This window comes from Halomonas sp. WWR20 (genome assembly GCF_054602495.1).
Genome location: NZ_JBTRHR010000011.1, coordinates 45,850 through 72,713 on the forward strand (window position 1 = coordinate 45,850; position 26,864 = coordinate 72,713).

Consider the following 26,864-nt stretch of genomic DNA (forward strand, 5'->3'; position numbering starts at 1 on the left):
CGTCAGTCCCGATAACGCTCCAGCACCAGACAGGCATTGGTTCCGCCAAAGCCGAAGCTGTTGGAGAGGACCCGCTCGAGCCGTACGTTGTCGCGGCGTTCCAATACGATATCGAAACCATCGGCCTGCTCGTCAAGCTGCGTGACGTTGGCGGACGCGGCAATGAAGTCATGCTGCATCATCAGCAAGGAATAGATGGCTTCCTGCACGCCGGTAGCACCCAGTGAATGCCCGGTCAGAGACTTGGTCGAGCTCATGGCCGGGGTCTGGCTACCGAAGACCTCACGGACCGCCTTGAGCTCGGCGACATCGCCTACCGGGGTCGAGGTGCCATGGGTGTTGATGTAATCGATATCCCCCTTGACGTCCTGCATCGCCTGCCGCATGCAGCGCGCTGCGCCCTCGCCCGAAGGTGCCACCATGTCGTAGCCATCGGACGTGGCACCGTAGCCAACCACTTCCGCGTAGATCCTGGCCCCGCGGGCCTTGGCATGTTCCAGCTCTTCGAGCACGAGCATGCCGCCGCCGCCGGCGATCACGAACCCATCGCGGGTGATGTCATACGGCCGCGAGGCCTTTTCCGGCGTGTCGTTGTAGCCGGTGGTTAGCGCGCCCATGGCGTCGAACAGGCAGGACAATGTCCAGTGTTCTTCTTCGCCACCGCCGGCAAACACGACATCCTGCTTGCCCATTTGGATCTGCTCGATCGCACTACCGATACAGTGTGCAGAAGTCGCGCAGGCGGAGGAGATCGAATAGTTCACCCCTTTGATCTTGAAGGGGGTGGCCAGACAGGCGGAAACCGTGCTGCCCATTGTTCGGGTGACGCGGTACGGGCCGACACGTCGCAGCCCCTTTTCGCGCAGTATATCCGCAGCTTCCACTTGGTTGGCGCTGGAAGCCCCGCCCGATCCGGCGATCAGCCCGGTCCGCTCATGGGAAACCTGCTCTTCGCTCAGCCCCGCATCAGCGATGGCTTGAGCCATGGCGATATAGGCATAGGCCGCAGCATCGCCCATGAAGCGCAGCTGTTTACGGTCGATATGCGCCTCGAGGTCGATATCGACTACGCCGGCAACATGGCTACGGAAACCTCGTTCGGCATATTCTTCCTTGAAACGTATGCCGGAGCGCCCGGTTTTGAGCGCGTCGAGGACTTGTTGTGCGTCATTGCCCAGGCACGAAACGATACCTAGGCCGGTGACCACCACTCGTCGCATGGGAGCCTCCCGATCAGAAGTTCGCAGTGGAGGTGAACAGACCGACCCGCAGGTCATTGGCCTGATAGATTTCCTGGCCGTCCACGGCCACGGTACCGTCGGCAAGGCCGAGAATCAGGCGGCGAGCAATCACCTTTTTCATATGGATATGATAGGTAACTTTGCCTGCGTCCGGCAGAATCTGGCCGGAAAACTTGACCTCGCCACACCCCAGAGCCCGACCGCGCCCAGGGTTGCCGAGCCAGCCCAGATAAAAGCCGACCAGCTGCCACATGGCGTCAAGCCCCAGGCAGCCCGGCATCACCGGATCACCGGGAAAGTGGCACTGGAAGAACCACAGGTCGGGATGGATATCCAGCTCGGCGACCAGTTCGCCCTTGCCGTATTTTCCACCCTCTTCGTGGATGTGCTTGACGCGATCGAGCATCAGCATGTTGGGCGCCGGTAGCTGAGCGTTGCCTGGGCCAAACAGCTCACCCTGACTACAGGCGAGCAGCTCGTCATAACTGAAAGAGTGTTGCTTGGTCACTGAGTTGTTCCGAGAGTCGAAATTATTGTGTCTCGCATCGTGCGATACGCGTCTTAGTCTACTGGTTGAACCCGGTGAATGCACGCGAGGCCCAGCCTAACGAGGCTAAGCTCCGCGTTCAATCGCGGTGTACGCCGGCTCGTGGCTTGCGTTGTCCGCAATAGGCGGGGCATGATGCGTGCAGTTTCCTCATCTCTAAAAAGACTACAGAGACCCCTCGATCGATGAGATGCCATGTGGCCTCCCTTTTCACTTAATCGTCCCTCCATCTGGATCGCCCTGGCGGCGCTGGTGGCGTTGAGCTGGCTACCCGGCCCGGTGCTGCGCCTGGTAGCGCTGCTGCTGGTAGCGGTAGGGCTGTACGACGCCTGGCGTCAGGTCTGCCGCGAAAGCCGCCGTCTGCGCCTGACCGAAGAGGCGCTCAAGCTGTCGCATGACGGGGTGGTGATTTCCGATGCCGACAACCGCATCGTCACCGTCAATCCCGCCTTTACCCAGATTACCGGTTACACCCGTGAGGAGGTGCTGGGGCTTGATCCGTCGGTACTCTCCTCGGGACGTCACGACAAGGTCTTCTATGAGCGTTACTGGCAGTCCCTGCAAGCCACCGGACGCTGGGAGGGCGAGATATGGAACCAGCGCAAGCATGGCGATCAATATCCCGAATGGCTGCGGGTGCAGGCCTATCAGGACCATAAAGGTCGCGTCACGCATTATGTCGCGCTGTTTACCGACATCAGCCGCCATAAGGCGCGCGAGCAGGATCTACGCCGCATCGGTTTCGAGGATCCGCTCACCGGTCTGCCCAACCGCCGCCGCCTGCACGATCTGCTTGCTTCGCGCCTGCGCCGGCTGCGCGCCGGTGAAGTCCTCGATATGGCGTTGATCGATATCGACGGTTTCAAATCGATCAATGACGGTCTCGGCGTCGACAATGGCGACCGCCTGTTAGCTCGCTTCGGTCAGCGTCTGGCGTCGCATGTCGCCGGAGGCGTCGTAGGAAGGCTGGGTGGCGACGAGTTCATGGTGATCCGCACCACGACATTCGACGATCACGAACAGTGGGTCGCGGGGTTGCGCGCTCACCTGAGCGAGCCGTTCGAGATCAATGACGCCTCGATGCGCCTGGGACTAACCATCGGCAGTTGCCGCGCTCCGGAAGATGGTAACGAGTCGGGGGTGCTGTTTCAGCGCCTGGAGTCGGCGTTGTATACCGCCAAGCGCCATGGCCGCAACCATGATCGGCGCTTTCGGCCATCTTTGGACATAGAAGGCGACCGTCAGTTGGCGCTACTCAACGAGTTGCGCCAGGCCCTGGCCCACGGAAGCCAACTGGAGCTGTATTACCAGACCCAGCATCGCCTCGTGGAGGGTAGCCTGGTCGGCATGGAGGCGTTGCTGCGCTGGAAACATCCGCAGCATGGCATGGTATCGCCTGCGGACTTCATCCCCCTCGCCGAACGTCACGGCCTGATGCCCGCCTTGGGCAACTGGGTCATCGACCAGGCGGTGGCTCAGCTGGCGGCATGGCGTGGCAGCGGCATGCCGCAGGTTCCTTTATGGATCAATATTTCCGCACTGCAGATGATTCAGGGCGATATGGAGGCGCGCCTCGCCGCTGCCCTGACCCGGCATTGCGTACCGGCAGCCATGCTCGGGCTGGAACTGACGGAGTCCGTCCTGCTGGATGAGCGGGCGGGCGATATTTCCCCCCGGCTGGGGGCGCTGCGTGCCAATGGCCACCAGATCGCCATCGATGACTTCGGAACCGGTTACTCTTCGCTGGCCTATCTCAAGCGCTTACCGGTCGACAAGCTAAAGCTCGACCGGGCTTTCGTGCGAGCGTTGCCCGAGGACCGCGCGGATGCGGCCATCACTTCGGCGGTGCTGGCCATGGCGCGCGGGCTCAAGCTCGAAGTCGTCGCGGAAGGGGTGGAAACCCCGGCGCAGCGGGACTTCCTGATAGCCCAGGGCTGCCCGCTGGTACAAGGATTCCTGTATGCGCGTCCGGAGCCGGCCGCCGATGTCGAGGCCCGCCTCATGGAGCAGCTTTCTTCGTCCTAGCCTTGATCGTCGGCTTGGGAGGCGGCAAACCGCGCGTTCTCAGTGGAGGCTTGCGAAGCGCCTGCGCGCGCCGGCATCGCCAGGCGTGGCTGAAGCGAGGCTTCTAAATCTTCAAAGGGCTCGCGCCAGCGGGCGTCGCTGGGAAGATACGCCGACAGGGGCTCGATTGGTGGGCAATGGCGTAATCGCGAGGTTCCTTGACTAGACTAGCAAGACCCTAGAGCGCCTTGGACACCTTGCAGGAGGCGAAGCATGCGGATTCTGATTACCGGTGGCAGCGGCTTCGTCGGGCAGCTGCTGTGCCAGCGTTTGCATCAGGCCGGCCATGCTCTGCTGGTGGTCTCGCGCCGTCCCGAGAATACGCGCGCCTTGTTGCCGGAGGGCTGCGACGTGCGCGACTCCGTCATGGCTTTCGCCGCGGCGCGTCCCGAGGGCATCATCAATCTGGCCGGCGAGCCGATTGCCGGCAAGCGCTGGAGCGAGGCGCAAAAATACCGGTTGCGGGAATCCCGCGTCGCTATCACGGATCAACTGGTCGAGCTTTGCCAAACGCTGGAAACCCCGCCCGAGGTGCTGATTTCAGGTTCGGCCATGGGCTATTACGGCGATCAGGGTAGCCGTGATGTCACCGAGCAGACACCCCCTCACGATGAGTTCGCGCACCGCTTGTGTGCCGACTGGGAGAGCGCCGCTCAGGAGGCCGAGTCATTGGGGGTCAGAGTCGCCCTATTGCGGACAGGACTGGTTCTCGACGCAGGCGGCGGTACCCTGGCCAAACTGCAATGGCCCTTCAAGCTGGGGCTGGGAGGACGACTGGGCAGCGGGCGCCAGTACATGCCCTGGGTTCATCGTGAGGATCTTGTACGCATCATCCTGTTCCTGCTGGAGCGCAAGACGCTGGTCGGCCCTTTCAATGGTTCGGCTCCCCATCCCGTCACCAATGCCGAGTTTACCCGTACCTTGGCCCGTCATCTGCACCGTCCGGCACTGTTCACGGTGCCGGCGTTCATGCTGGAACAGGGGTTGGGCGAAATGTCGCGGTTACTGCTGACCGGCGCGCGGATGTACCCGGCGCGTCTCGAGGATGCCGGATTCAGTTTTCGTTATCCGACGCTGGATGCAGCGTTAGATGCGATTCTCGGCGATTGAAAACGGCAGGTCCGGCTGGGCCGGACCTGATGCAAATCAGCGCTCGGGATCGACCGTCACGATCACCCGTACTGCATCGAGCCGCAGGCGGGTACCGTCGATGGCCGTGTCGAGTGCCTGGCGCTCATTCGCGAGCGCCTCGATCTCCGTATCGCGCACCGCCGGGTTGTGCTGTGCCAGGGCGCGCAGACGGGAAAGCTCGGTATCCAGCGTATCGCGCATACGCTGCTGGGCCGCCTCGATGATGCTCGGCAGTTCACGCTCTGCCTCGCTTTCGCCCTGGCTCATCAACTCCCGCAGCTGATCATGGCGCGACTTGATCAGATCGCGGGCCACGGCCTTCTTGACCTTTCTGAGGTTCTTTGCCAGCCCGCCAAAGGAGACCTTGGCGGACAGGTTGGTGCCTGACTCATCGAGTAGCACGCGCACCGCGGTTGCCGGCAGGAAGCGACTGATGTGCAGGCGTGACGGGGCCGGGCAGTAGGTACGGAACACCAGCTCGACCATCAGTCGTCCGCCGGGAATCGCCGGATGCGCCAGCAGCGCCAGCGCCGTGTTGCCCATGGCACCCTCGAGGATACGTCCCATCATCTCGCGGACCAGCGGATGTTCCCAGGAGAGCCGCTGCACGTCATCACGTGCCAGTGCCCGGGAGCGCGAATAGGTGGCCGTGAACCCCTCTTCCCCCTTGGCCAGGCCTGGCAGGCCGTCGAGCATGTGCGAACCGGGCAGCAGGTGCATGAGTTCGTTGCCGATCTCCTGGCTATCGACACCGAAGATGTCCAGCGCTTGTTCCATATAGCGCGGCAGAACGGGGTCCTGGTCGAGCTCGCGGATCGCGTCAACCACCGTTCGGGCGCGCTGCGGGCGACAGGCATTGAGTTCCAGCAGCCGGTTGCGTCCGGCATCGCGCTCGCCCAGCCGGGTTTCGAACAGCGTGCGGGTTTCGGTGATGATCTCATCGAGGGACTCCGCATCGAGCAGGGCGTCGGCCAGCGTGTCGCCGAAGGCGGCATACAGATCGCTACCGACGCCATGCGGGGCGCTGAAGGCATCCATGCCTTCATGATACCAGCGCAGCAAGCGTTCACCGGGGCTGTCGGCGAATACCGGGACATGGATCTCGATGGCATGGCGTTGGCCGATACGGTCGAGGCGGCCGATGCGCTGCTCGAGCTGGTCGGGATGCACCGGCAGATCGAACATCACCAAATGTCGGCAGAACTGGAAATTGCGTCCTTCGGAGCCGATTTCGGAACATACCAGCAGTTGGCTGCCTTCCTCCTCGTCGGCGAAAGCGGCCGCTGCCCGGTCACGCTCCACCAGGCTCATGCCTTCATGGAATACCGGGGCATGCACGCCACCGAGCACACGCAGGCCTTCGGCCAGTTCGATGGCCGTTTCGCGATCGTGAGCGATCACCAGCATCTTGTCGCGCCCGCTGTCGGTGAGTTGCTCCAGCAGCCAGGTCACGCGGGGGTCGAATTGCCACCACGGCTCGGTGTTGAGCGGGTCCTCGGGCAGGGCGCGATACATGGCATCGAGATAGAGCACCACATCGGGATGGTCGAGACCGGTCTCGATCAGTAACTCGTCGAGGTAGTCCTCGTCGCGTGCCAAGCGGCGCAACACGCGGCGGTAGGATGAGGGCAGCTCGAGACGGCTGATATGCAAGTGGCGCTCGGGAAAGCCGCCGACGTGGCGCCGGCTGTTGCGGAACATCACCCGGCCGGTACCATGCCGGTCGAGGAGCTGTTCGCGTAGCTGCTGGCGGGCGGCGTCGCGCTGGGCCTCATCGCTTTCCGGCTCGATCAGCGTGTCGAGCAGGGCCTGACTGTCAGCGTCGTCGATGACCGCACCCACGGCGTCGCGCTCGGCGGCATTGCCCGGCAGCCGATCCAGGGCATCGATCGCCTCGGCCACCTGGACATAGCCGCTCTCCTCGGCCTTGAAACGCTCCAGATCGTGATAACGGTCCGGGTCAAGCAGACGCAGGCGGGCGAAATGGCTCTCCAGGCCCATCTGTTCGGGCGTGGCGGTCAACAGCAGCAAGCCGGGGACGGCCGAGGCGAGACGCTCCACACAGGCATATCCCGTATCGCTGGCTTGTGGGGTCCATTCCAGGTGGTGTGCCTCGTCGACGATCAGTAAATCCCAGCTGCTGCGCTCGGCCTGCTCCTGACGATGCGGGTTGGCGAACAGCCACTGCTGGCTGGCGAGGATCAACTGGCCCGTTTCGAAGGGGTTGGCGCTGCCATGGGCCTGGCTCTGTTGTTCATCGAGCAGCGTCACTTCTAGCGAAAAGCGCCGCAACAGCTCCACCAGCCACTGATGGGTCAGGCTGTCGGGCACCAGTATCAAGGCCCGTTCGGCACGCCCACTGAGCAGTAGGCGGTGGAGCACCAACCCGGCCTCGATGGTCTTACCCAGCCCCACCTCGTCGGCCAGCATTACCCGCGGGGCATGCCGGCGCGCAACCTCGTCGGCGATGTACAACTGGTGCTCGATCAGGTCGATGCGCGGCCCGGCCAGGCCGAGAGCAGGGTGCTGTTCGATGCGGTGATGGTGGTGCAGCGTACGATAGCGCAGATCGAACCAATCGTTGCGGTCGACCTGCCCGGTCAGCAGGCGATCGCGTGCCTGGTGAAAGCGCATGCTGTCGTTGAGGCGGGCCTCGGGAAGCTCGCGCAGCGTGCCGTCGGCGTCCTCGCCGATGTAGACGATGAGTCCATCGACTTCCTTGGTGTCGTCGACGATCAAGGTGCCGCCGTCTGCCGACTCGATACGGTCGCCGCTGCCGAAAGCGACGCGGGTCAACGGTGCCTGGCGAATGCTGTAGGTGCGAGTTTCCTGGCTGGCGGCGAACAGGACGGTGACAGTACGGAAATCGCAGCTCAGGATGGTACCCAGGCCCAGTTCGGCCTCGCCATCGCTGATCCAGCGCTGGCCGGGGATGAATTCGCTCATTGTGCCTCGGGATGTGGTGAAACGATGCATGGCGGTCGTCACCCGGAAGGAAACGTTATCCGGCCGGGTGTCCCGACAACAGGGCGCGGTATCTTACCGGAAAGCGCGGCTCTGCTTAAGGGGGCAGGCCCGGCTTTTGCGTGTACCCGCGGAATGCTTGTGCCATTCGTGAGAGGTCGGCCGTCAGTGGGCTAACCATTCCTGCAGTTGGCTGCGGGACAGTTCGCCGACGTGGCGATTCTGCAGCCGTCCTTGGCGATCGAACAGCAGCGAGGTAGGCAGGCCTGGTGATTGAGTCAGGGCCATCAATTGCTGGCGTGGGTCGAGCAGCGAGTGTTCGAAGCTCAAGCCCTGATCATCCAGGAAGCGGACCACCTGCAACAGTGACTCGCCCTGGTTGATCATGATCACGCTTACGTCGTCGCGAGCATCCGCCTCGGCGAGCAGCGGCATCTCGCGCAGGCAGGGCGGACACCAGGTCGCCCAAAGATTGATCACCAGTCGTTGCCCGGCCAGGTCGCTCAGGTTGACCTGGCGACCATCGAGCCGCTCCAGCGTCAGGTCGGGCAACTCGGCCAGGGGCATCTCGTCAGCCAGCGGATTCCACATCATTAGCAGCATCCATACCACGCCGGCGCTCAGCAGCAGCAGCAGGGCTTCGGCCAGGGCGATCAGCCGGCGGCGCAGTACCCAGACTGTCCACAACGCGGCGGCGACCAATCCACCGACAGGACTGTAACCGGGTTGCCAGAACTTGAGGATGTCCCAGGGGGCTGCCATGTACGCCGCCAAGTGAGCCGCAACATGGCCGAGACGCGCCCCCACGATGGCCGTCAGCAGCAGGCCGTTGTACCAGCGGGCGTGCAGGCTGCGAGGTAGCCGCAAAATCACCACGCTGGACAATAGCAGCGCGAGGGCGGCGGCAAAGGCGTAGACGCGCGGCAGGGAGATGAGCAGCGGGCCAAGGGCAAGGGCATCCATCAGTGGGGCTGGGCTCTTGTTGGGAACAGTAAGGGTCGGTTCTGACTGGCGGTCAGGATACAATGCCAAGCCGTATAATGGCATTGCGGTGCAATGGCCGCACGAGACAAGGGAGCTTCTATGGTCCACTTTCCCGGTCGCGGATCGGACCGCCTTCGCGTAATGGCGATTGCCAGTCAGGCCACCGGCTTCACTCTGATCATCCTGCTCGAAACCTGGCTAGGCGATGCGGCCCGTGTCTGGCAAGGCGTGACGCTTGCCGTCATGCTGATCATCGCCTTGTGGTTGGCCCTGGTACGTCATTATCGCCGCAACAAGATGCGCAAGGCGGCCCATGAGCGTGCCCGCAAGGCACGGTGAGAGTTGGCAAGGACAGGAAACCGGCGGGTATCGCGGGTCTGCATCGTATTGTGATTGATGCCGTCAAAAGGCGCCTGCGGAGCTTGCCACCGAGGGCGAGCAACGACGCGGATCGATACTCGCCACCGCCACGCTATGGCCCTCCGGTAGCGAGCAGCGCAGTACCCGCCAGGCACAGCTGCGTGATGCACTATGCAATCCCTCGAAGAGATGCGCGCCACCTTCGCAGAGGCGTGGGCGGAGGGCGTCGAACTCGTCGGCGGAGACTTCGAGGCTGAGATGCTGCGACGGTGTCCGCAGGCCGTTGGCTATTATCATCAACACCTGAGAGTTGCCATTGGCATGCTGTCCCAGCTCATAGCACGCCGCCGTTGGGGTACGTAACAGCAGTTCGAGGCCCAGTGTGTTACTGAAGAATTGCTGCATGCCATCAAGGTCGAGGACACGCAGCACGGATTCACCAAGAGAAAGGCGCTGCATGGTCAGGCTCCCATCGCCAAAGCTTTTGCCCCAGTATGCGGTGGCTTGGCGGCGGATGCCGGAAGATTTTGCCGATGCCTTCAATCGTATCTGGCTATGAAAGGATACGTCGGCTCGCGATCAGACGCTGGCCGTGCTGACCGCGATGCAGCGTAAGGCGTATCCCCGCGGCACAGTCCGGGGTAGCGCTCCAGCCTCGCCAGTCTTCGAGGCGTAAGGTCGCGGGCATGTTCTTGGGTAAGAGAAGTCGAATATAGCTGGCCGGGATGCGAACTGAAACACGCCCCGACCCCAAGGGACGAGGGGCATAGGTTAAGTTTTCAGCAAGGCGAAGCGGTAGGGTTGCCGGGGCCGGGGCGCTTATTTCAACCCTAGGCGCTTGGCCAGGCGGTGCAGGTTGCCGCTGTCGGTAGCCAGGACGCGGGCCGTCGCCGCCCAGTTATCGCCATGGCTGGCCAGGGCATGATGAATGTACTGGCGCTGGAAGTCGTCGGTTGCCTGGCGCAGAGCCCTCCAGTCATGCTTCTCCTTGAGAGGCGAGGCGATTGTCGAGGCCGCGGAATCCTCACACCCTCGCGAGGCCTCCTGGGGCAGATCCAGATGATCACAGGTGATGCGTGCGGTAATCCAATGGCGATGCTGACTTGGGGGGGCAGGCCTTTCTTGCAGCGTTTCGCCCAGCGCTCGTAACGCGGCACGGCTCAGCGTGTGCTCGAGCTCGCGAACGTTACCGGGCCAGTGCCATGCCAGAAGTGCCGCTTCGGCCTCTGCCGCCAGGCGCAGGTTGGCCAAGCCCAGGCGGATGCGGTTCTCCTCGAGGAAGCTGCCGGCGAGCAGCAAAATGTCCTCGCGGCGTTCGCGCAGCGGCGGTACCTGCAAGGGAAAAGCGCTAAGCCGGTGAAAAAGATCTTCGCGAAAACGCCCGGCGGCCACTTCGGCGGCGAGGTCGCGGTTGGTGACAGCCACGATGCGCACGTCTACCCGCTGTGGGCGTTCGCTGCCTAACGGTTGTATCTCGCCTTCCTGAAGTACACGCAGCAGCTTGGGTTGGAGTGCCAGCGGCAGCTCACCGATCTCGTCGAGCATCAGCGTACCGCCGTCGGCCATGGCGAAATGGCCACGATGATCCTTGATGGCCCCGGAGAAGGCGCCTCGATGATGGCCGAATAGCTCACTTTCGATCAGGTGTTCGGGCAGGGCTGCACAATTCACCTGGACCAGCGGTCCTTGATGACGTGTCGACAGTGCATGGAGCTGGCGCGCGACACGCTCCTTGCCGACGCCGGTTTCACCGTGCAGCAGGACGCTCATGTCGGTTGGCGAGACCAAGTCGAGGGCCGCGCTGAGCCGGCGCATGGCCGGGCTGTACCACTGAGACGGCGCAGGCGATGGATGCTGGGCCGTCAGCGCTTCGCTGAGTCGGGAGCGGGTCATGCTGAGTTGAGTGGCCAGACATAGACAAGTGGCCAGTAGGCTTGCCGCTGCATGGAGCTCGTGTTCTTTGAGCCCGTTGAGCTGATCGCACTCGAGTGCGCCCAGGATCAATATGCCAATGAGACGGTCACCGTCACGCAGCGCCACTCCCATGCAATCGTGCACCTGGGTCAGATACTCATCGATCAGGCCGTCGAAAGGGTCAGGCAAGGCGCAATCCGGGGTGAAACGGCAGACGCCGGATTGCTGAGCGATTGCGGCCAGGCGGGGGTGTGCTTGTAGCGTGAAACACCGGCCCCAGACGTCCTTGGGCAGGCCGAGGGCCGCGACCGGGTGCAGGCCGTCGTCATTTGCGACCATCAACATGCTGGCATCGGCAGGGTATCCGCCGATCAGCGCCTCGAGTAAGCGTGTCCACGGGACACGAAGCGCCTCTGCAGGCTGGCCTGCATTAAGTCGAGCGAGCAGGTCCTGTAATGTCAGGAGAAAGGATGTCATTTTGATGTCTTCGGGCGCTGGGCTGTCAAATTGATCTGTCATTTTCACATCCGGGAGCCGGGATCACAATCGCCTCAGGCGCTTCGTGGCTGCTGTAAGCCCCGCGACCTCAGCGCTACAGCGTATTGATCATTAGATTCGTGTATGGGATCGGCCTGGCATGGATGTTGCTTATGAGGTTATAGGTGCTTGCGTTATGTCTCTTCTGGAAGGGTTCCCTCCCGCTAGCGGTCAAACAAGGATGCCTGATGACAACCGCGCCGCCACCGAAGAGGTTGCTCCGCAACACCGGACAGCCTGGTGCTGAGGTTGGGCTCTGCTGCGCTTGTCGCTACTTGCACGTTCTTCTCGCGTCACGACCCCTTGGGTGCGGTGAGTGAACTTTCATGCCGGTTTCCTTGAAGGCATGCCTCGCCAGTGGCGTAAGTTCACGTATTAACGAAAAGGTATTAACCGGTCTGTTCTGGATGGAAACTTTTATAAATGCCTAGCAGGCCTGCATCCGCTAAAGGGCCGTTGGCAGCAGCTTGGTATACGACCCAAGAGCGCCTCGGCAAAGCCATATTGAAAAGGAGATCACATGCTCATTTTAACCCGCCGTGTTGGGGAAACCTTGGTTATAGGCGATGACATCACCGTCACTGTGCTAGGAGTAAAAGGCAGTCAGGTGCGAATCGGCATCAATGCTCCGAGGAACGTTGCCGTTAATCGCGAAGAAATTTATCAGCGTATCCAGCGCGAAGGGGTCGTGCAGGACATCAATGAGAACGATGCCACAGCGCAGCCATATAAAGAAAAAATTGTTGCAGTGCAGTAGCCATCAAGCGCGATGAGCAGAATATGCTTACTGCCTGCTTTATGGTGATGGAGATCTATCCATTGGTCGCTAATCGCGCTGTGGCCTTGCCTAGAGCAATCCATTACGCCTAGGGGAAGCAGCCCTGGCTAGGGCTAATCACAAAGAGGCTTTGCGGGTGCAGCAGGACATAAAAAGAAACATCATTTTAAGAAATAATGTCAAGGTCACGGGTCATGGTACGCAAGTAATGATTTTTGCCGCTGGGTTTGGTTGCGACCAAAACATGTGGCGGTTTGTGGCTCCATCGTTTGCCGATGACTACCGCGTCGTGTTGTTCGACTATGTCGGCGCCGGTGCCTCCGATGTAGAAGCTTATGATATTCAAAAGTACGCTGATCTTCACGGTTATGCCCAGGATGTGCTTGATGTGCTCGCCGCGCTGGACGCCAATAAAGTGATCTTCGTAGGGCATTCGGTGGGCTGCATCATCGGTTTGCTCGCTTCGATTCAAGAGCCTGAGCGTTTTGAGCGGATCATTATGATCGGCCCTTCTCCCTGTTATCTGAGCGAGGCGTCCGGCTACCAGGGAGGCTTTGAGCGGGATTCTCTGGAAGGCCTGCTGGAGATGATGGAGAAGAATAAAGTTGGCTGGGCTGGCTTTCTAGCGCCTGTCATCATGAGGAACTCCGAGCGTCCGGCGCTGACGCAAGAGTTGGAAGAGAGTTTCTGCGCGACTGATCCTGCTATTGCCCGTAACTTTGCCAAAGTGACCTTCTTTTCCGATAACCGCGATGACCTGCCCAAGGCGACTGCTCCGGCGCTGGTGCTGCAGTCCTCCGAAGACACCATCGCTCCGGTTGCGGTGGGTGAGTATGTTCACCAGCATATGCCGCAGAGTACCTTTAAGCTCCTGAAGGCAACGGGGCACTGCCCGCACATGAGTCACCCTCAGGAAATCATTGACCTGATGAGAGAATACCTGCCCGGCAGGCCGCCTTCGGCGGCAGGAAGGCTAAGCGAGCAATGGCAGCTGCCATGTGGTTTCCTGTCGTTTAATCTGGATGGAAAGATTTTAGCGTTAAACGACAAGTTGCTGCAGTGGCTTGGTTATCGCGGCGAGGAGGTTCAAGGCCGGTCAGTCGACTCGATCCTGACGGCGTCGAGTATATTGTTTTATCAAATGTACTTTTTTCAAATGATCCGCTTGCATGGAAAGGCTGAGAAAATTCACCTGACCCTGCTCTCCAAGGAGGGAGTCGAGATTCCTGTGTTGATCAACAGCGAATGTCACAACTTCGAAGACAGGCTGATCATCGAATGGATGATATTGAATAATGCAGTCTGAGCCGCCTGGTTTTTTATAAATGGTGTCGCATGAATTCCAAATCCTGGCCAAATCACTGGGGCTTTTCGTTTGGCTGCGGGATGAAGATTAGGCTAACAGAGGGGGCTGCTCGGAGCGCTGAGATTGCCGCCAGCGTTGGCCTGATGGTGTGGGTGCGCTGAATCTGGGTAATAAAAAAGGCCTGCGATTGCTCGCAGGCCTCTAGTGTTACTGGTCGGAGTGATAGGATTTGAACCTACGACCCCTGCCTCCCGAAGACAGTGCTCTACCAAGCTGAGCTACACTCCGACGCTGTCGAGCGCTTGGCTCGACGGGGGAGAATTATACCCATCATGCCGTGGCATGCAACCCTCGTCAGGGCTTCCCGCAGAAAATATCCCCGGCGCGCCATGTCAGGCTTGACGCTCCACAGCTAGATGCGCCAGCCGGATCATGCTGTCACGATAGGGACTGTCCTGCAGAGTATCGAGCTGGGCGAGCGCCAGGCTTGCCATCTCTTCGGCACGGGCGCGGGTGTATTCGAGGGCGCCGGTTTCATGCACGATGGCGAGCACCTCTTGCAACTGCTCCAGGCCGCCCTGGCGAATGGCGCGTCGGATCAGTTGGGCCTGCTCGGCGTTGCCGGTGGCCATGGCCTGAATCAGTGGCAGGGTGGGTTTGCCTTCGGCAAGGTCGTCGCCGACATTCTTGCCCATGGTTGCCGCATCGCCCTGGTAATCGAGAAGATCATCCACCAGCTGAAAGGCCAGGCCGAGATAGCGACCGTACAGTTTCAGGGCTTCCTCTTCGCGAGAGGTGGCGCCGGCAATCACTGCGCCGCTGTGAGAGGCGGCTTCGAAGAGCATCGCCGTCTTGCCCTGAATCGTCTCGAAGTAGGCCGCTTCGTCGACGTCGGGGTTGCCGACATTGGTCAGTTGCAGGACTTCGCCCTCGGCAATAGTGCACGTCGCCGCCGAGAGGATCTCCATGATCCGCATCGAGCCGACTTCCACCATCATTTGAAAGGAGCGTGAGTAGAGGAAGTCGCCGACCAATACCGAAGGCGCGTTGCCCCAGGCGTCGTTGGCAGTGGCCTTGCCGCGACGCATGCCCGACTCGTCGACCACGTCGTCGTGCAGCAACGTCGAGGTGTGCATGAATTCGATCAGCGTAGCCAGCGTAACGTGCTTGTCGCCTGCATAACCCAGCGCGCGTGCGGCAAGCAGCACCAGTAAGGGGCGCAGACGTTTGCCGCCACTCTCGATGATATAATGGCCAATGGTCTCGACAAGCGGAACCCGGGAGGCGAGCTGGGCGAGGATGGTGCGATCGACGGCGGCGAAATCCTCAGCCACCGCCGCATGGATAGGCGATGCGTCAGGCTGCATGAGTCGTCTTGTCACGAAGGTTGGGCCTCGCGAAGGCGGGCCTTGGGCTGCCGCTATGCTAGGGGGCGCTCTTGAGGGCGTCAAGGCACCGAGGCAGTATGAGAAATGGTGAAATGAATGGCTAGCACATTAAGGCGACCGATGCTTGCCCGATGAGGGTCGTCGCAGTTATAATCCGCGGCCCAACTCATCCTGCTCCCTGTCAGATGGTGTCAAAAGGGGCGCCACTCGCAGCAGGCCGATGAAGAGCCCACCCCGATGAGTGTTTGGAGAGTCATATGTACGCAGTAATCAAAAGTGGCGGCAAGCAGTACCGCGTCCAGGAAGGCCAGACCCTGAAGCTCGAAAAGCTTGAAATCGCGACGGGTGAGACGCTGGAATTTGACCAGGTGCTGCTGGTTGCCGATGGTGATGACGTCAAGGTTGGCGCGCCGATCGTCGATGGCGCCAAGGTCGCTGCCGAAGTGGTATCCCACGGCCGTGGCGACAAGGTCACCATCATCAAGTTCCGTCGCCGCAAGCATTCCATGCGTCGTCAGGGCCACCGTCAGTGGTTCACCGAAGTTAAGATCACCGGGATTTCCGCCTAAGCGGAACCACCCCCTGAAAGAGCGAGGTATTTGCAATGGCTCATAAGAAGGCAGCCGGTAGTTCCCGTAACGGTCGCGATTCAGAATCCAAGCGTTTGGGCGTCAAGTTGTTCGGTGGTCAAGCCATCACCGCCGGCAACATCATCGTCCGTCAGCGCGGTACCAAGTTCCATGCCGGCACTGGCGTGGGCATCGGTCGTGATCATACCCTGTTCGCATTGAGCGATGGTGTGGTCAAGTTCGAGACCAAGGGTCCCAAGAACCGCAAGTTCGTGAGTGTCGTTTCCGCCTGAGGCGCCACGCACGGCATCGGTGAAGTTAAGCCGAGAAAAGCCCCGCTCAGGCGGGGCTTTTTCGTATCATGGCGGCATGTCAGCCGTCGGGAGAATGTCACATGCAATTCGTCGACGAATCTTCGATCATCGTGGAAGCCGGCAATGGCGGCAGCGGGTGCCTGAGTTTTCGGCGTGAGAAATACGTGCCCAAGGGTGGCCCGGACGGTGGCGACGGCGGCCATGGTGGCAGCGTTTACCTGATCGGCGACGACGCGCTCAACACCTTGATCGACTTCAAGTATCAGCGCTTCTACAAGGCGCAGAACGGGCGTCCGGGGCAGGGGCGTCAGATGAGCGGTAAGGCGGGGGACGATCTACACGTCAAGGTGCCGGTAGGAACCACCGTCATCGATGAGGATACTCTCGAAGTGATTGCCGATGTGACCGAGCTCGGTCAGGTCGTGCTGGTGGCTCAAGGCGGTCGCCGCGGGCTGGGCAACGTGCATTTCAAATCCTCGACCAACCGGGCTCCGCGCCGGACGACGACCGGTACCGATGGCGAGCGTCGCAATCTGCGTCTGGAGATGAAGGTGATGGCCGACGTAGGGCTGCTGGGCATGCCCAACGCCGGCAAGTCGACGCTGATCCGAGCCGTCTCGGCCGCCAAGCCCAAGGTCGCCAATTACCCCTTCACCACGCTGGTGCCCAATCTGGGCGTGGTCAAGTTGGGCACGCATCAGCACTTCGTGATGGCGGATGTGCCGGGGTTGATCGAGGGCGCATCGGAAGGGGCCGGCCTGGGGTTACGTTTTCTCAAGCACCTGACCCGGACCCGCCTGTTGCTGCATGTCGTCGATGTGGCGCCGTTCGATGACTCCGACCCGGTGGAAGTGACGCAGGCCATCGCCCGTGAACTCGAGCAGTTCTCGCAGACGCTGGCCGCGCGGCCGCGCTGGCTGGTGCTCAACAAGCTCGATCTGTTGCCCGAGGAAGAGCGTGAGGCGCGGGCGAATGACATTGTCGAGCGCTTGGGTTGGGAAGGGCCGGTGTTCCGCATCGCTGCGATCAGTGGCGAGGGTACCGATGCGCTGGTACAGGCCGCCTATCGCTGGTTAACCGAGCAGCGCCAACTGGAAGCCGAGGATGAAGACGCCGCCGAGCGCGAGCGCGAGATACGCGTGCGCATGGAATCTGAAGCGGTGGCACGTGCCGAGACGCGTCTGGGGCGCCGGCGCAAGGATGATGACGACGATGAAGATTTCGACGATGACGACTATGACGTCGAAGTAGAATATGCGCCTTGAGCAGGAGCGGATGCGGGCATGACAGGTAGCGAACAGGTCCCCGAGCGTAGCGCGTTGACTCAAGCCCGGCGCGTGGTGGTGAAGATCGGCAGCGCCCTGTTGACCAATGACGGGCGCGGCCTGGACGAGGCGGCCATTGCCGGATGGGTTGAGCAGATCGCCACGCTGCATGAGCGCGGTGTGGAAGTGGTATTGGTGTCCTCGGGCGCCGTGGCCGAGGGCATGGCACGCCTGGGCTGGCGGGTGCGACCGTCGGCGGTGCACGAGCTGCAGGCCGCCGCAGCGGTGGGGCAGACCGGGCTTTCGCAGTGCTACGAGCAGTATTTTGCCCGCCACGGCCTGCGTACCGCACAGGTGTTGCTGACTCACGACGACCTCTCCGATCGCAAGCGTTACCTGAATGCGCGCTCGGCGCTGCGCACGCTGGTCGATCTGCGCGTCATTCCGGTCATCAACGAGAACGATACGGTAGTTACCGACGAGATCCGCTTCGGCGACAACGATACCCTCGGCGCGCTGGTCGCCAACCTGCTCGAGGCGGACGCATTGGTCATCCTGACCGACCAGGAGGGGCTGTTCGATGCCGACCCGCGACACAATCCCGGGGCGCGCTTGATCCACGAAGGGCGCGCCGATGATCCCGCCCTGTCCGCCATGGCGGGAGGTGGTGGCGTGTTGGGGCGCGGTGGCATGGCCACCAAGATGCGCGCCGCCAAGCTGGCGGCGCGCTCCGGTGCGGTGACCGCTATCGCCAGTGGCCGTCAGCCTGAGGTGCTGTTGCGCCTGATGACCGCAGGCGAGCGACTGGGGACGTTGCTGCGGCCCGAGCATGAACCGCTGGCGGCGCGCAAACGCTGGTTGGCTGGGCGGCTTCAGGTGCGTGGCACGCTGACGTTGGATGCCGGGGCGGTGAATGTGCTGCGCGCGCGCGGGTCGAGCCTGCTGCCTGTCGGAGTGAAGGCGCTCAGTGGGGCGTTCAGGCGCGGCGATATGGTGGTGTGCGTCGATGAGAACGGCGAGCGGGTGGCCAAGGGGCTGGTGAATTACGGCAGCGACGAGGCCCGGCAAATCCTCGGCAAGCCCAGCCATCAGATCGAGGCGCTGTTGGGCTATATGGAGGCGCCGGAATTGATTCATCGCGACAATCTGGTCGTGCTTTAAAAGCGTTGTGGATCATTGCCGGCAAGCAGCCGTTGGGGCGCTCTCGTAAGGCCCCGCCTCGCGGGTGTGTCGCTCAGGAGCGGTGCGGGCTGTAGCAAGGGCGGGGACTGCATGATAGAATGCCGCATCCTCTCAGACATGGCCCGTTGAAAGCTGACGCTGAAAAGCTTCGGCAGCGATTATGGCCGATTGATCGAGCGGTGCTAAAGCTCGGTTAAATCAATCTTTTATCGAAATTACTGTCCAAAACTCCAGGGAGTAGACGGTGGCGAATACCAAGCAGGCTCAAAAACGCGCGCGCCAGTCAGAACAGCGCCGCAAGCACAACGCAAGTCAGCGTTCCATGGTGCGTACCCATATCAAGCGCGTCATCAAGGCTATCCAGGGTGGCGATCACGCCACGGCGATGAGCGAGTTCCAGGCGGCCCAGCCGGTTATCGACCGTGTGGCCGACAAGGATGCGCTTTCCAAGAAGAAAGCGGCGCGCATCAAGAGCCGTCTGAACAAGCGAATTAAGGCGCTGGCTGCCTAAGCCGGTTGCTACCTGCAAAAAAACCGGCTTCGGCCGGTTTTTTTGTGGATGTCGATCCGAATCGAATATGCCGAGTGGCCGAGTGAAGAGGGCGCTGCGTCGGTGGTGTGGCATGGGTTGCATCCGGCGGACATGGGGCGAGAGCTCAGGGTAAGGAGAGGCTGGTGTCGGAAGAACCCGCGGCAAACGTAGCGGAGGAAAGTCGAGACGATCCCGTCGCGGCTCGCGCCAGCCGGACGCCAGGGCCCAGGCGTGGCGGGCTGCTGCGGTCTGGGCTGATCGTCAGTGCCATGACGCTGGTCTCGCGAGTGCTGGGCTTGGCGCGGGATATGGTGATCGCCACGTTGCTTGGCGCCGGTAGTGGTGCCGATGCCTTCTTCGTGGCCTTCAAGATTCCCAACTTCATGCGCCGCCTGTTCGCCGAGGGCGCCTTCAACCAGGCCTTCGTGCCGGTGTTGTCGGAATACGCCACTCAGCGTTCCCGCGCCGAAGTGCGCGAGCTGCTCAATGCAGTTTCCGGCAGCCTGACAGTGGTACTGGCATTGATCACTGCGCTGGCCATCGTCATGGCGCCCTGGCTGGCCTGGTTGTTTGCGCCTGGTTTCAGTGACGATCCGGGCAAGTTGGCACTCACCGCCGATATGCTGCAGCTGACCTTTCCCTATCTGCTGCTGATTTCGCTGACGGCCTTCTCGGGCAGTGTGCTGAATACCTGGGAGCGTTTCGCGGTGCCGGCCTTTACGCCGGTGTTACTGAACGTGTGTCTGATCGGCGCTGCGCTTTGGTTGACGCCATGGATGGAGACGCCATCACTGGCGCTGGCATGGGGCGTGCTGATCGCCGGCGCGGCACAGTTGGTGTTCCAAGTGCCGTTTCTGGCGCGCCTGGGGCTGCTGCCTCGGCCATGGCCGAATTTCCGCCATGCGGGGGTGCGGCGTATCCTGCAACTGATGACGCCGGCGCTGTTCGGGGTTTCGGTCTCGCAGATCAATCTGCTGCTGGATACCGTATTGGCCTCGTTCCTGGCGGCAGGCAGCGTGTCCTGGCTGTATTACTCGGATCGCTTGGTGGAATTGCCGCTGGGGGTGTTCGGGATCGCCATTGCCACCGTGATTCTGCCGGCACTGTCGAAACGCCATGCCGAAAAGTCGCCCGAGCACTTCGCGCGCATGCTCGACTGGTCGCTGCGGGCGGTGCTGATCATCGGGCTACCGGCAACCCTGGCGCTGGAACTGCTGGCCGAGCCGCTGTTGATCAGCCTGTTCCACTATGGCGCCATGACCGATCATGACATCGCCATGGCCTCCCAGAGCCTGCGCGCCTATGCCGCCGGTCTGTTGGCCTTCATGCTGATCAAGGTGCTGGCGCCGGGGTACTTCGCACGACAGGATACGCGCACGCCGGTGGTCATCGGCATGCTGGCGATGGGGGCCAACATGGTCTTCAACCTCATTCTGATCTGGCCGCTGGCGCATGCCGGCTTAGCGTTGGCCACGGCGTTGTCGGCGTATCTCAATGCCGGCTTGCTGGCGCGCGGGTTGCGGCGTCAGAAGGTGTTGCGCTTCCAGCCGGGTTGGGGGCGTTTTGCCTGGCAGTTGGGCAGTGCCTGCGGGGTGCTGGCCCTGGCACTGATCTGGGGGGCGCCTGACTGGCATGTCTGGCTGGAGTGGGACGTGTGGCAGCGTATCTGGCACCTGGCGGGGCTGGTACTTGGCGGCGGCGCGGCGTACTTCGTATGGCTGGCCATCTGTGGTGTACGCCTGAGACACTTTCGCTTGCAAGGATAAGCCAGTCCTGTGCCATCTACTGTCAGGGCGGGGCCCCTTGGTTATAATCGAACACTTTACTCAACCGTGAACTGCGCATGGAACTGATCAGGGGACTGCACAATCTACACCGGACGGACCGGGGCTGTGTCGCCACCATCGGCAACTTCGATGGGGTGCATCGTGGCCATCAGGCGATTCTGGATCAGCTCAAGGGCCGCGCCGTGGCGCTCGGGCTACCGGTGACGGTTGTCGTCTTCGAGCCGCAGCCCCGTGAGTACTTCGCCGGCGACCAGGCGCCGCCACGCTTGACGCGGCTGCGCGATAAGGTCGAACTGCTGGCGGCCAACGGTGCCGAGCGTATCCTTTGCCTGCCCTTCAATGCCGCCCTGCGAAGCCTGACCGCACGCCAGTTCATCGATCGCGTGCTGGTCGATGGGCTGGGTGTCCGGCATCTGGTGGTGGGTGACGATTTCCGCTTCGGCTGCGATCGCGCCGGCGACTTTGCCCTGTTGCAGCAGGTCGGACCTGAATGCGGTTTTGGGGTGGAGCACACCCGAACCTTTACCCTCGATGACGAGCGGGTCTCCAGCACCCGGGTGCGTACCTTGCTGGCCAGCGGCAATTTTGCCCAGGCGGCGCGCATGCTGGGCCGTCCCTACCAGTTGACCGGGCGCGTGGTCGCGGACCGCCAGTTGGGGCGAACCATCGGCGTACCCACCGCCAATCTTCCGTTGCCGCCGCGTCCCCTGGCGCTGCGCGGTGTCTACGCCGTGATGGCGGGCCTGCCTGACGGCCGCGAATGCCGGGGCGTGGCCAATATCGGCTGGCGTCCCACGGTGGGATCGTCACGCCCGGTACTCGAAGTGCATCTCTTCGACTTCGACGAGGATCTCTATGGCCAGCGTCTCGTCGTCATTCCCTGCGCGCGGCTGCGCGGGGAAGTGACCTTCGACGGGATCGCGGCACTGACGCGTCAGATTCACGCCGACCTGGCCCAGGCGCGCCGCTACTTCGAGGCGACTCCCCGCGAGGCCGCAGCGTGCGGCACCCGCCAACCTGCAGCAGCGTTCTGTTCTACACTCCCGCTGGCCTCGGCGCCTCTGGCACCCGAGCCTGTGAACACCGATTCCTCGGCAGGCCCACCGGCCGCCGGACGCGATGATGACGGACCCCAATGAGCGATTACAAGCATACCCTGAATCTGCCCGAAACCGACTTTCCCATGCGTGGCAACCTGCCCAAGCGGGAACCCGCACGTATCGCGCGCTGGGATGAAATCGATCTCTACCGGCGTCTGCGCGAGGCGGGGCAGGGGCGCAAGACCTTCGTGCTGCACGACGGCCCTCCCTACGCCAACGGCAATATCCACATCGGGCACGCGGTCAACAAGATCCTCAAGGACATCATCGTCAAGTCGAAGTCCCTGGCGGGTTTCGATGCGCCCTACGTGCCGGGTTGGGATTGTCACGGTCTGCCCATCGAGCACAAGGTGGAAACCACCTATGGCAAGCATCTGCCGGCCGACAAGGCGCGCGCGCTGTGCCGGGAGTATGCCGCCGAGCAGGTCGATGGGCAGCGTCAGGAGTTCATCCGCCTGGGCGTGGTCGGCGATTGGAAGCATCCCTACCGGACCATGGATTTCGCCAATGAGGCGGGCGAGGTCCGGGCGCTGGCGGAAATGGTCAAGGGCGGCTTCGTGTTCAAGGGGCTCAAGCCGGTCAACTGGTGCTTCGATTGCGGCTCGGCGCTGGCCGAGGCCGAAGTCGAATATGCCGACAAGAAGTCCGATGCCATCGACGTGGCCTTTCCGGCCGATGAGCCGCAGTCGCTGGCCGAGGCCTTCGGCCTGGATAGCCTGGCCAAGCCGGCCGCCATCGTGATCTGGACCACCACACCCTGGACCATTCCCGCCAACCAGGCGTTGAACGTGCATCCCGAGGTCAGCTATGCGCTGGTCGACGTGGGTGGGCGTCTGCTGGTCCTGGCCGAGGAGCTGGTGGAGAGCAGCCTGCAGCGCTTCGGGCTGGAAGGCGAAGCCGTGGCGACGGCGCCGGGGACAAGTCTTGAGCATGTCCGCTTTCGCCATCCGCTTTATGACCGAGTGTCGCCAGTCTATCTTGCCGATTACGTCGAGACCGACGCCGGTACCGGCGTGGTGCACTCGGCACCGGCTTACGGCGTGGACGACTTCGTCACCTGCCGTGCCTACGGCATGGACTTCGAGGAGATCCTCAGCCCGGTACAGAGCGATGGCGTCTACGCCGACGATCTGCCGCTGTTCGGCGGACAGATGATCTGGAAGGCCGGCGCGGCGATCATCCGCGAACTCGACGAGGCCGGTGCACTGATGGCCCACGAGACCATCACGCATAGTTACATGCACTGCTGGCGTCACAAGACGCCATTGATCTATCGCGCCACGGCGCAGTGGTTCGTGGGCATGGACCGCCAGCGCGAGGATGGCCGGACCCTGCGCGAGATCGCCCTGGAGGGCATCGAGGCGACCCAGTTCATCCCTGCCTGGGGCAAGGCTCGCCTGCATTCGATGATCGCCAACCGTCCCGACTGGTGCATCTCGCGTCAGCGCAACTGGGGCGTGCCGATTCCGTTTTTCCTGCACAAGGCGTCCGGCGAGCTGCATCCGCGCACCGTGGAGCTGATGGAGGCGGTGGCAGGCCGTATCGAACGGGAAGGCATCGATGCCTGGTCCCGTCTGGATCCCGCCGAACTGCTGGGCGACGAGGCGGCCGACTACGAGAAGGTCACCGACACGCTCGATGTCTGGTTCGATTCCGGCACCACCCACTGGCACGTGCTGCGCGGGTCGCATGCGGGCGTCTTCGACCATCCCGGACAGGGCGAAGGGCCGGCTGCCGATCTCTACCTGGAAGGCTCCGACCAGCACCGTGGCTGGTTCCACTCCTCGCTATTGACCGGCTGCGCCATCGATGGTCATCCGCCGTACAAGGGCCTGCTGACCCACGGCTTCACCGTCGATGCTCAGGGGCGCAAGATGTCCAAGTCGATGGGCAACGTGGTGGCGCCACAGGCAGTCATGGACAAGTTGGGTGCCGACATCCTGCGCTTGTGGGTCGCCTCCACCGACTACTCCGGCGAGATGGCGGTTTCCGACGAAATCCTCAAGCGTACCGCCGACGTCTACCGGCGCATCCGTAATACTTCCCGCTTTTTGCTGGCCAACCTGACCGGCTTCGATCCGGCCAGCCATGCCGTTGCCTTCGACGACATGCTGGCGCTCGATCGCTGGGCGGTGGATCGTGCCGCGGTGCTTCAGGAGCGCATCGAGACGGCTTATGCCGACTACCGTTTCCGCGACGTCTATCAGCAGGTCCACGACTTCTGCGCTCGGGATATGGGCGGCTTCTATCTCGATATCATCAAGGATCGCCAGTACACCACTCAGGTCGACTCCTTGGCGCGGCGCAGCTGCCAGACTGCGCTCTATCACATCATCGAAGCGCTGGCGCGCTGGGTGGCGCCGATTCTCTCGTTCACCGCCGAGGAGATCTACGAGCACATCCCGGGGGAGCGTGGCGAGAGCGTGCTGCTGGAGACCTATTATCAGCGGCTTGTCACCCTGCCGGAGAATGAGCCGATGGGGCGCCAGTTCTGGGAGCGGGTCATGACGGTCAAGCAAGCGGTCAACAAGCAGCTCGAGGATGCGCGCAACGCAGGCATCATCAAGGGCGCACTGGACAGTGAAGTGACGCTCTTCGTCAATGGCGAGTTGCATGATCTGCTGACGCGTCTCGAGGACGAGCTGCGCTTCGTGCTGATCACCTCCGAGGCGACACTCAAGCCGCTGGCGGAAGCGACCGATGCCAATGCCACCGAACTCGACGGTCTCAAGGTTGCGGTGCGCATGAGTCCCTACGAGAAGGATGAGCGCAGTTGGGAGCGCCGTCCCGACGTAGGCACACATCCCGAGCATCCGACCTTATCGGCACGTTCGATCGCCAACCTGCCGGACGGCCCTGGTGAAGAGCGGCACTATGCCTGAGTTCCAGGCCAAGCCGATGGCTCATCCGCTGCGCTGGCTATGGCTGTCGGCACTGGTGATCGTGCTCGACCTCGGCGCCAAGGCCTTGGCGAGCACCCAGTTGATTTATGGTCGCCCGCTCGAGGTCCTGCCGGTATTCAACCTGACGCTGCTGCACAATACCGGCGCAGCGTTCAGCTTTCTGGCCGAGCATACCGGCTGGCAGCGCTGGCTATTCGCCGTCATCGCGATAGGCGCGAGCATCGGGCTGACGGTATGGCTGTCCCGGCTCAAGGCCGATCAGCGGCTGACGGCGGTCTCCCTCGCCTTGGTAATCGGCGGGGCGCTGGGCAACCTGTATGATCGAGTGGTACATGGCTACGTCATCGACTTTCTCTCGTTCCACTGGGGTGGGTACTATTTCGCCGCCTTCAATCTGGCGGATACCGCGATCACCCTGGGGGCGATTGGCCTGATTATCGATTCGGTGCGTGATGCTCGCCGCCCGGCGACCTGAGCGCTAGGGTGGAGACAAGCGAGCATCTGCACCGCCAAGGAGACAAGACATGAGCGATTATCGTATCGGCGATGGCATGGAGGTGACCCTGCATTTCACCGTCAAGCTTGAAGATGGCACCGTGGTAGACTCGACGCGCGACAAGGCGCCGGCCACTTTCCAGGTCGGCGACGGCAATTTGCCGCCGGGGTTCGAGGCGCCGCTCAAGGGACTGACCGATGGCGACAGCGGCGCTTATACCATCAGTCCCGAGCACGGCTTCGGCCAGCACAATCCGCAGAATGTGCAGACGCTGGGGCGTGACAACTTCGGCGATGAGGAGCTCGAGGAAGGCGTGGTCATGTCGTTCGCCGACCCGGCCGGCGGTGAGTTGCCGGGTGTGGTCAGATCCTTCGACGAGCGTAATGTCGAAGTCGACTTCAACCATCCGCTGGCGGGGCGTACCCTGACGTTTGAGGTTGAAATCATCGAGGTGCGTCCCGCCACCACGCACTAGACTTAGTGCAAATGTTCGCTTGCCCTTACGGCACTCCACTTCGCATCGACCGAGGTAAGTCATGCAAATCAAGCTGGCCAACCCGCGCGGCTTCTGCGCCGGTGTCGACCGTGCCATCGAAATCGTCAATCGGGCGCTGGATGTGTTCGGGCCGCCGATCTATGTGCGCCACGAAGTTGTCCACAACCGCTTCGTGGTCGACACCCTGCGTGAGCGTGGGGCGATCTTCGTCGAGGAACTGCACGAGGTGCCCGACGACGTTATCGTGATTTTTTCCGCCCACGGCGTGTCGCGTGCCGTACAGCAAGAGGCCGAGCAGCGCGGGCTGAAGATTTTCGATGCCACCTGTCCGTTGGTCACCAAAGTGCATCTGGAAGTGTTGCGTTATGCCCGGCGCGGCCAGGAGTGCATCCTGATCGGCCATGCCGGCCATCCCGAGGTAGAGGGCACCATGGGGCGCTACGACACTTCCCATGGTGGCCATATCTATCTCGTCGAAGATGAGAAGGACGTGGCGAAGCTGGAAGTGAACAATCCCGAGCAACTGGCCTTTGTCACCCAGACCACGCTGTCCATGGACGATACCGCCCGGGTTATCGACGCACTGCGTGGAAAATTTCCCGCCATCAACGGACCGCGCAAGGACGATATCTGTTACGCCACCCAGAATCGTCAGGACGCGGTGCGCCAGCTCGCCAGCGAAAGCGATCTACTGCTGGTGGTCGGCAGCGTCAACAGCTCCAACTCCAACCGTCTGCGCGAACTCGCCGAACGCATGGGGACACCGGCCTATCTGATCGACGATGCCGAGCAGCTTCGCCCCGAATGGCTGGAAGGCGTCGACTCCATCGGTATCACCGCCGGTGCCAGCGCCCCCGAGGTGCTGGTCAAGGGCGTCATCGAGCGGCTGCAGAGCCTCGGCGCCAAGGCTCCCGAGGAACTCGCCGGACGCGAGGAGACCATCACCTTCTCCATGCCCAAGGAGCTGCGGGAAAAGGTGATTGCCAGTGGGTAGGCCGATAGTCTG

Annotated in this window: 23 protein-coding genes and 1 tRNA gene; 16 read left to right on the plus strand and 8 right to left on the minus strand. The window is 62.1% G+C overall.

From position 1 onward, the window contains the following. Positions 1-2: 2 nt before the first annotated feature. Both fabB and fabA read right to left on the minus strand, forming a co-directional pair. A complete protein-coding gene (fabB, locus tag ACW4DH_RS17000) occupies positions 3-1,220 on the minus strand; it encodes a beta-ketoacyl-ACP synthase I (protein ID WP_459637588.1) in 1,218 nt (405 codons plus the stop codon). Between the two features lie 13 nt (positions 1,221-1,233). Next, positions 1,234-1,749, minus strand: a complete 516-nt coding sequence (gene fabA / locus ACW4DH_RS17005) for a 3-hydroxyacyl-[acyl-carrier-protein] dehydratase FabA (RefSeq protein WP_459637589.1) — start codon at positions 1,747-1,749, stop codon at positions 1,234-1,236. Between the two features lie 234 nt (positions 1,750-1,983). Between fabA and ACW4DH_RS17010 the strand changes: the two genes are divergently transcribed. Together ACW4DH_RS17010 and ACW4DH_RS17015 are read left to right on the plus strand one after the other, a co-directional pair. Further along, positions 1,984-3,813, plus strand: coding sequence for a putative bifunctional diguanylate cyclase/phosphodiesterase (locus ACW4DH_RS17010; RefSeq protein ID WP_459637590.1), 1,830 nt, complete (start codon positions 1,984-1,986; stop codon positions 3,811-3,813). A 252-nt stretch (positions 3,814-4,065) separates the two neighbouring features. Beyond that, positions 4,066-4,962, plus strand: a complete 897-nt coding sequence (locus tag ACW4DH_RS17015; protein ID WP_459637591.1) for a TIGR01777 family oxidoreductase — start codon at positions 4,066-4,068, stop codon at positions 4,960-4,962. Between the two features lie 36 nt (positions 4,963-4,998). On the opposite strand, the gene rapA is transcribed toward ACW4DH_RS17015, so the two are convergent. Both rapA and ACW4DH_RS17025 read right to left on the minus strand, forming a co-directional pair. Next, entirely contained in the window at positions 4,999-7,929 is a 2,931-nt protein-coding gene (rapA, locus tag ACW4DH_RS17020; protein WP_459637592.1) for an RNA polymerase-associated protein RapA, read from the minus strand. A gap of 183 nt (positions 7,930-8,112) precedes the next feature. Next, positions 8,113-8,910, minus strand: a complete 798-nt coding sequence (locus ACW4DH_RS17025) for a TlpA family protein disulfide reductase (RefSeq protein ID WP_459637593.1) — start codon at positions 8,908-8,910, stop codon at positions 8,113-8,115. A 120-nt stretch (positions 8,911-9,030) separates the two neighbouring features. Between ACW4DH_RS17025 and ACW4DH_RS17030 the strand changes: the two genes are divergently transcribed. Further along, the gene (locus ACW4DH_RS17030; RefSeq protein ID WP_459637594.1) at positions 9,031-9,270 is read left to right on the plus strand and encodes a hypothetical protein; all 240 of its coding nucleotides are present in this window, start codon (positions 9,031-9,033) and stop codon (positions 9,268-9,270) included. Positions 9,271-9,333: 63 nt separating this feature from the next. Here the strand turns inward: ACW4DH_RS17030 and ACW4DH_RS17035 are convergent, their stop codons facing one another. Next, the gene (locus tag ACW4DH_RS17035; RefSeq protein ID WP_459637595.1) at positions 9,334-9,750 is read right to left on the minus strand and encodes a VOC family protein; all 417 of its coding nucleotides are present in this window, start codon (positions 9,748-9,750) and stop codon (positions 9,334-9,336) included. A 360-nt stretch (positions 9,751-10,110) separates the two neighbouring features. Further along, the gene (norR, locus tag ACW4DH_RS17040; protein WP_459637596.1) at positions 10,111-11,682 is read right to left on the minus strand and encodes a nitric oxide reductase transcriptional regulator NorR; all 1,572 of its coding nucleotides are present in this window, start codon (positions 11,680-11,682) and stop codon (positions 10,111-10,113) included. 580 nt (positions 11,683-12,262) lie between these two features. On the opposite strand from norR, the gene csrA reads away from it, so the two are divergent. Together csrA and ACW4DH_RS17050 are read left to right on the plus strand one after the other, a co-directional pair. After that, a complete protein-coding gene (gene csrA / locus ACW4DH_RS17045) occupies positions 12,263-12,499 on the plus strand; it encodes a carbon storage regulator CsrA (protein WP_459637597.1) in 237 nt (78 codons plus the stop codon). A 157-nt stretch (positions 12,500-12,656) separates the two neighbouring features. Further along, positions 12,657-13,826 (plus strand): alpha/beta fold hydrolase, encoded by a 1,170-nt coding sequence (locus tag ACW4DH_RS17050; RefSeq protein ID WP_459637598.1) that lies wholly within the window; start codon positions 12,657-12,659, stop codon positions 13,824-13,826. A gap of 211 nt (positions 13,827-14,037) precedes the next feature. On the opposite strand, the gene ACW4DH_RS17055 is transcribed toward ACW4DH_RS17050, so the two are convergent. Both ACW4DH_RS17055 and ispB read right to left on the minus strand, forming a co-directional pair. Next, positions 14,038-14,114: transfer RNA gene (locus tag ACW4DH_RS17055), tRNA-Pro, on the minus strand. A gap of 104 nt (positions 14,115-14,218) precedes the next feature. Next, positions 14,219-15,193, minus strand: coding sequence for an octaprenyl diphosphate synthase (ispB, locus tag ACW4DH_RS17060; RefSeq protein ID WP_459637599.1), 975 nt, complete (start codon positions 15,191-15,193; stop codon positions 14,219-14,221). Positions 15,194-15,471: 278 nt separating this feature from the next. On the opposite strand from ispB, the gene rplU reads away from it, so the two are divergent. The 11 genes from rplU to ispH all read left to right on the plus strand — a co-directional run bounded on the left by rplU (position 15,472) and on the right by ispH (position 26,852). After that, positions 15,472-15,783: a 50S ribosomal protein L21 gene (gene rplU, locus ACW4DH_RS17065; RefSeq protein WP_459637600.1), complete on the plus strand. Its 312-nt coding sequence runs from the start codon at positions 15,472-15,474 to the stop codon at positions 15,781-15,783. A gap of 35 nt (positions 15,784-15,818) precedes the next feature. Beyond that, positions 15,819-16,076, plus strand: a complete 258-nt coding sequence (gene rpmA / locus ACW4DH_RS17070) for a 50S ribosomal protein L27 (protein WP_459637601.1) — start codon at positions 15,819-15,821, stop codon at positions 16,074-16,076. Between the two features lie 101 nt (positions 16,077-16,177). Next, complete coding sequence (cgtA, locus tag ACW4DH_RS17075) at positions 16,178-17,362, plus strand: Obg family GTPase CgtA (RefSeq protein ID WP_459637602.1); 1,185 nt, start codon at positions 16,178-16,180, stop codon at positions 17,360-17,362. 18 nt (positions 17,363-17,380) lie between these two features. Then, complete coding sequence (proB, locus tag ACW4DH_RS17080) at positions 17,381-18,523, plus strand: glutamate 5-kinase (RefSeq protein WP_459637603.1); 1,143 nt, start codon at positions 17,381-17,383, stop codon at positions 18,521-18,523. 265 nt (positions 18,524-18,788) lie between these two features. After that, positions 18,789-19,055: a 30S ribosomal protein S20 gene (gene rpsT / locus ACW4DH_RS17085; RefSeq protein WP_459637604.1), complete on the plus strand. Its 267-nt coding sequence runs from the start codon at positions 18,789-18,791 to the stop codon at positions 19,053-19,055. A gap of 263 nt (positions 19,056-19,318) precedes the next feature. Next, positions 19,319-20,842 carry a murein biosynthesis integral membrane protein MurJ gene (murJ, locus tag ACW4DH_RS17090; RefSeq protein WP_459637633.1) on the plus strand — a complete coding sequence of 508 codons (1,524 nt, stop codon included), beginning with the start codon at positions 19,319-19,321 and terminating at the stop codon, positions 20,840-20,842. 77 nt (positions 20,843-20,919) lie between these two features. Next, positions 20,920-22,002, plus strand: coding sequence for a bifunctional riboflavin kinase/FAD synthetase (ribF, locus tag ACW4DH_RS17095; RefSeq protein ID WP_459637605.1), 1,083 nt, complete (start codon positions 20,920-20,922; stop codon positions 22,000-22,002). Further along, positions 21,999-24,845: an isoleucine--tRNA ligase gene (ileS, locus tag ACW4DH_RS17100; protein ID WP_459637606.1), complete on the plus strand. Its 2,847-nt coding sequence runs from the start codon at positions 21,999-22,001 to the stop codon at positions 24,843-24,845. Before ribF ends, ileS begins: the two co-directional genes overlap by 4 nt. Continuing rightward, positions 24,838-25,341 (plus strand): signal peptidase II, encoded by a 504-nt coding sequence (gene lspA, locus ACW4DH_RS17105; RefSeq protein WP_459637607.1) that lies wholly within the window; start codon positions 24,838-24,840, stop codon positions 25,339-25,341. The genes ileS and lspA overlap by 8 nt, the downstream gene beginning before the upstream one ends. A gap of 49 nt (positions 25,342-25,390) precedes the next feature. Beyond that, a complete protein-coding gene (gene fkpB / locus ACW4DH_RS17110) occupies positions 25,391-25,837 on the plus strand; it encodes an FKBP-type peptidyl-prolyl cis-trans isomerase (RefSeq protein WP_459637608.1) in 447 nt (148 codons plus the stop codon). Positions 25,838-25,898: 61 nt separating this feature from the next. Then, positions 25,899-26,852: a 4-hydroxy-3-methylbut-2-enyl diphosphate reductase gene (ispH, locus tag ACW4DH_RS17115; RefSeq protein ID WP_459637609.1), complete on the plus strand. Its 954-nt coding sequence runs from the start codon at positions 25,899-25,901 to the stop codon at positions 26,850-26,852. Positions 26,853-26,864: the final 12 nt, after the last annotated feature.

What these genes read in the sequence shown, in the direction of transcription:
- ACW4DH_RS17025 (WP_459637593.1), bottom strand. Translation starts at nt 8,910, where the DNA reads ATGGATGCCCTTGCCCTTGGCCCGCTGCTCATCTCCCTGCCGCGCGTC.
- csrA (WP_459637597.1), top strand. Translation starts at nt 12,263, where the DNA reads ATGCTCATTTTAACCCGCCGTGTTGGGGAAACCTTGGTTATAGGCGAT.
- lspA (WP_459637607.1), top strand. Translation starts at nt 24,838, where the DNA reads ATGCCTGAGTTCCAGGCCAAGCCGATGGCTCATCCGCTGCGCTGGCTA.
- cgtA (WP_459637602.1), top strand. Translation starts at nt 16,178, where the DNA reads ATGCAATTCGTCGACGAATCTTCGATCATCGTGGAAGCCGGCAATGGC.
- ACW4DH_RS17015 (WP_459637591.1), top strand. Translation starts at nt 4,066, where the DNA reads ATGCGGATTCTGATTACCGGTGGCAGCGGCTTCGTCGGGCAGCTGCTG.
- fkpB (WP_459637608.1), top strand. Translation starts at nt 25,391, where the DNA reads ATGAGCGATTATCGTATCGGCGATGGCATGGAGGTGACCCTGCATTTC.
- ribF (WP_459637605.1), top strand. Translation starts at nt 20,920, where the DNA reads ATGGAACTGATCAGGGGACTGCACAATCTACACCGGACGGACCGGGGC.
- ACW4DH_RS17010 (WP_459637590.1), top strand. Translation starts at nt 1,984, where the DNA reads ATGTGGCCTCCCTTTTCACTTAATCGTCCCTCCATCTGGATCGCCCTG.
- ispH (WP_459637609.1), top strand. Translation starts at nt 25,899, where the DNA reads ATGCAAATCAAGCTGGCCAACCCGCGCGGCTTCTGCGCCGGTGTCGAC.
- fabB (WP_459637588.1), bottom strand. Translation starts at nt 1,220, where the DNA reads ATGCGACGAGTGGTGGTCACCGGCCTAGGTATCGTTTCGTGCCTGGGC.
- ACW4DH_RS17030 (WP_459637594.1), top strand. Translation starts at nt 9,031, where the DNA reads ATGGTCCACTTTCCCGGTCGCGGATCGGACCGCCTTCGCGTAATGGCG.
- ispB (WP_459637599.1), bottom strand. Translation starts at nt 15,193, where the DNA reads ATGCAGCCTGACGCATCGCCTATCCATGCGGCGGTGGCTGAGGATTTC.
- ACW4DH_RS17035 (WP_459637595.1), bottom strand. Translation starts at nt 9,750, where the DNA reads ATGCAGCGCCTTTCTCTTGGTGAATCCGTGCTGCGTGTCCTCGACCTT.
- proB (WP_459637603.1), top strand. Translation starts at nt 17,381, where the DNA reads ATGACAGGTAGCGAACAGGTCCCCGAGCGTAGCGCGTTGACTCAAGCC.
- ileS (WP_459637606.1), top strand. Translation starts at nt 21,999, where the DNA reads ATGAGCGATTACAAGCATACCCTGAATCTGCCCGAAACCGACTTTCCC.
- norR (WP_459637596.1), bottom strand. Translation starts at nt 11,682, where the DNA reads ATGACATCCTTTCTCCTGACATTACAGGACCTGCTCGCTCGACTTAAT.
- rapA (WP_459637592.1), bottom strand. Translation starts at nt 7,929, where the DNA reads ATGAGCGAATTCATCCCCGGCCAGCGCTGGATCAGCGATGGCGAGGCC.
- rpmA (WP_459637601.1), top strand. Translation starts at nt 15,819, where the DNA reads ATGGCTCATAAGAAGGCAGCCGGTAGTTCCCGTAACGGTCGCGATTCA.
- rplU (WP_459637600.1), top strand. Translation starts at nt 15,472, where the DNA reads ATGTACGCAGTAATCAAAAGTGGCGGCAAGCAGTACCGCGTCCAGGAA.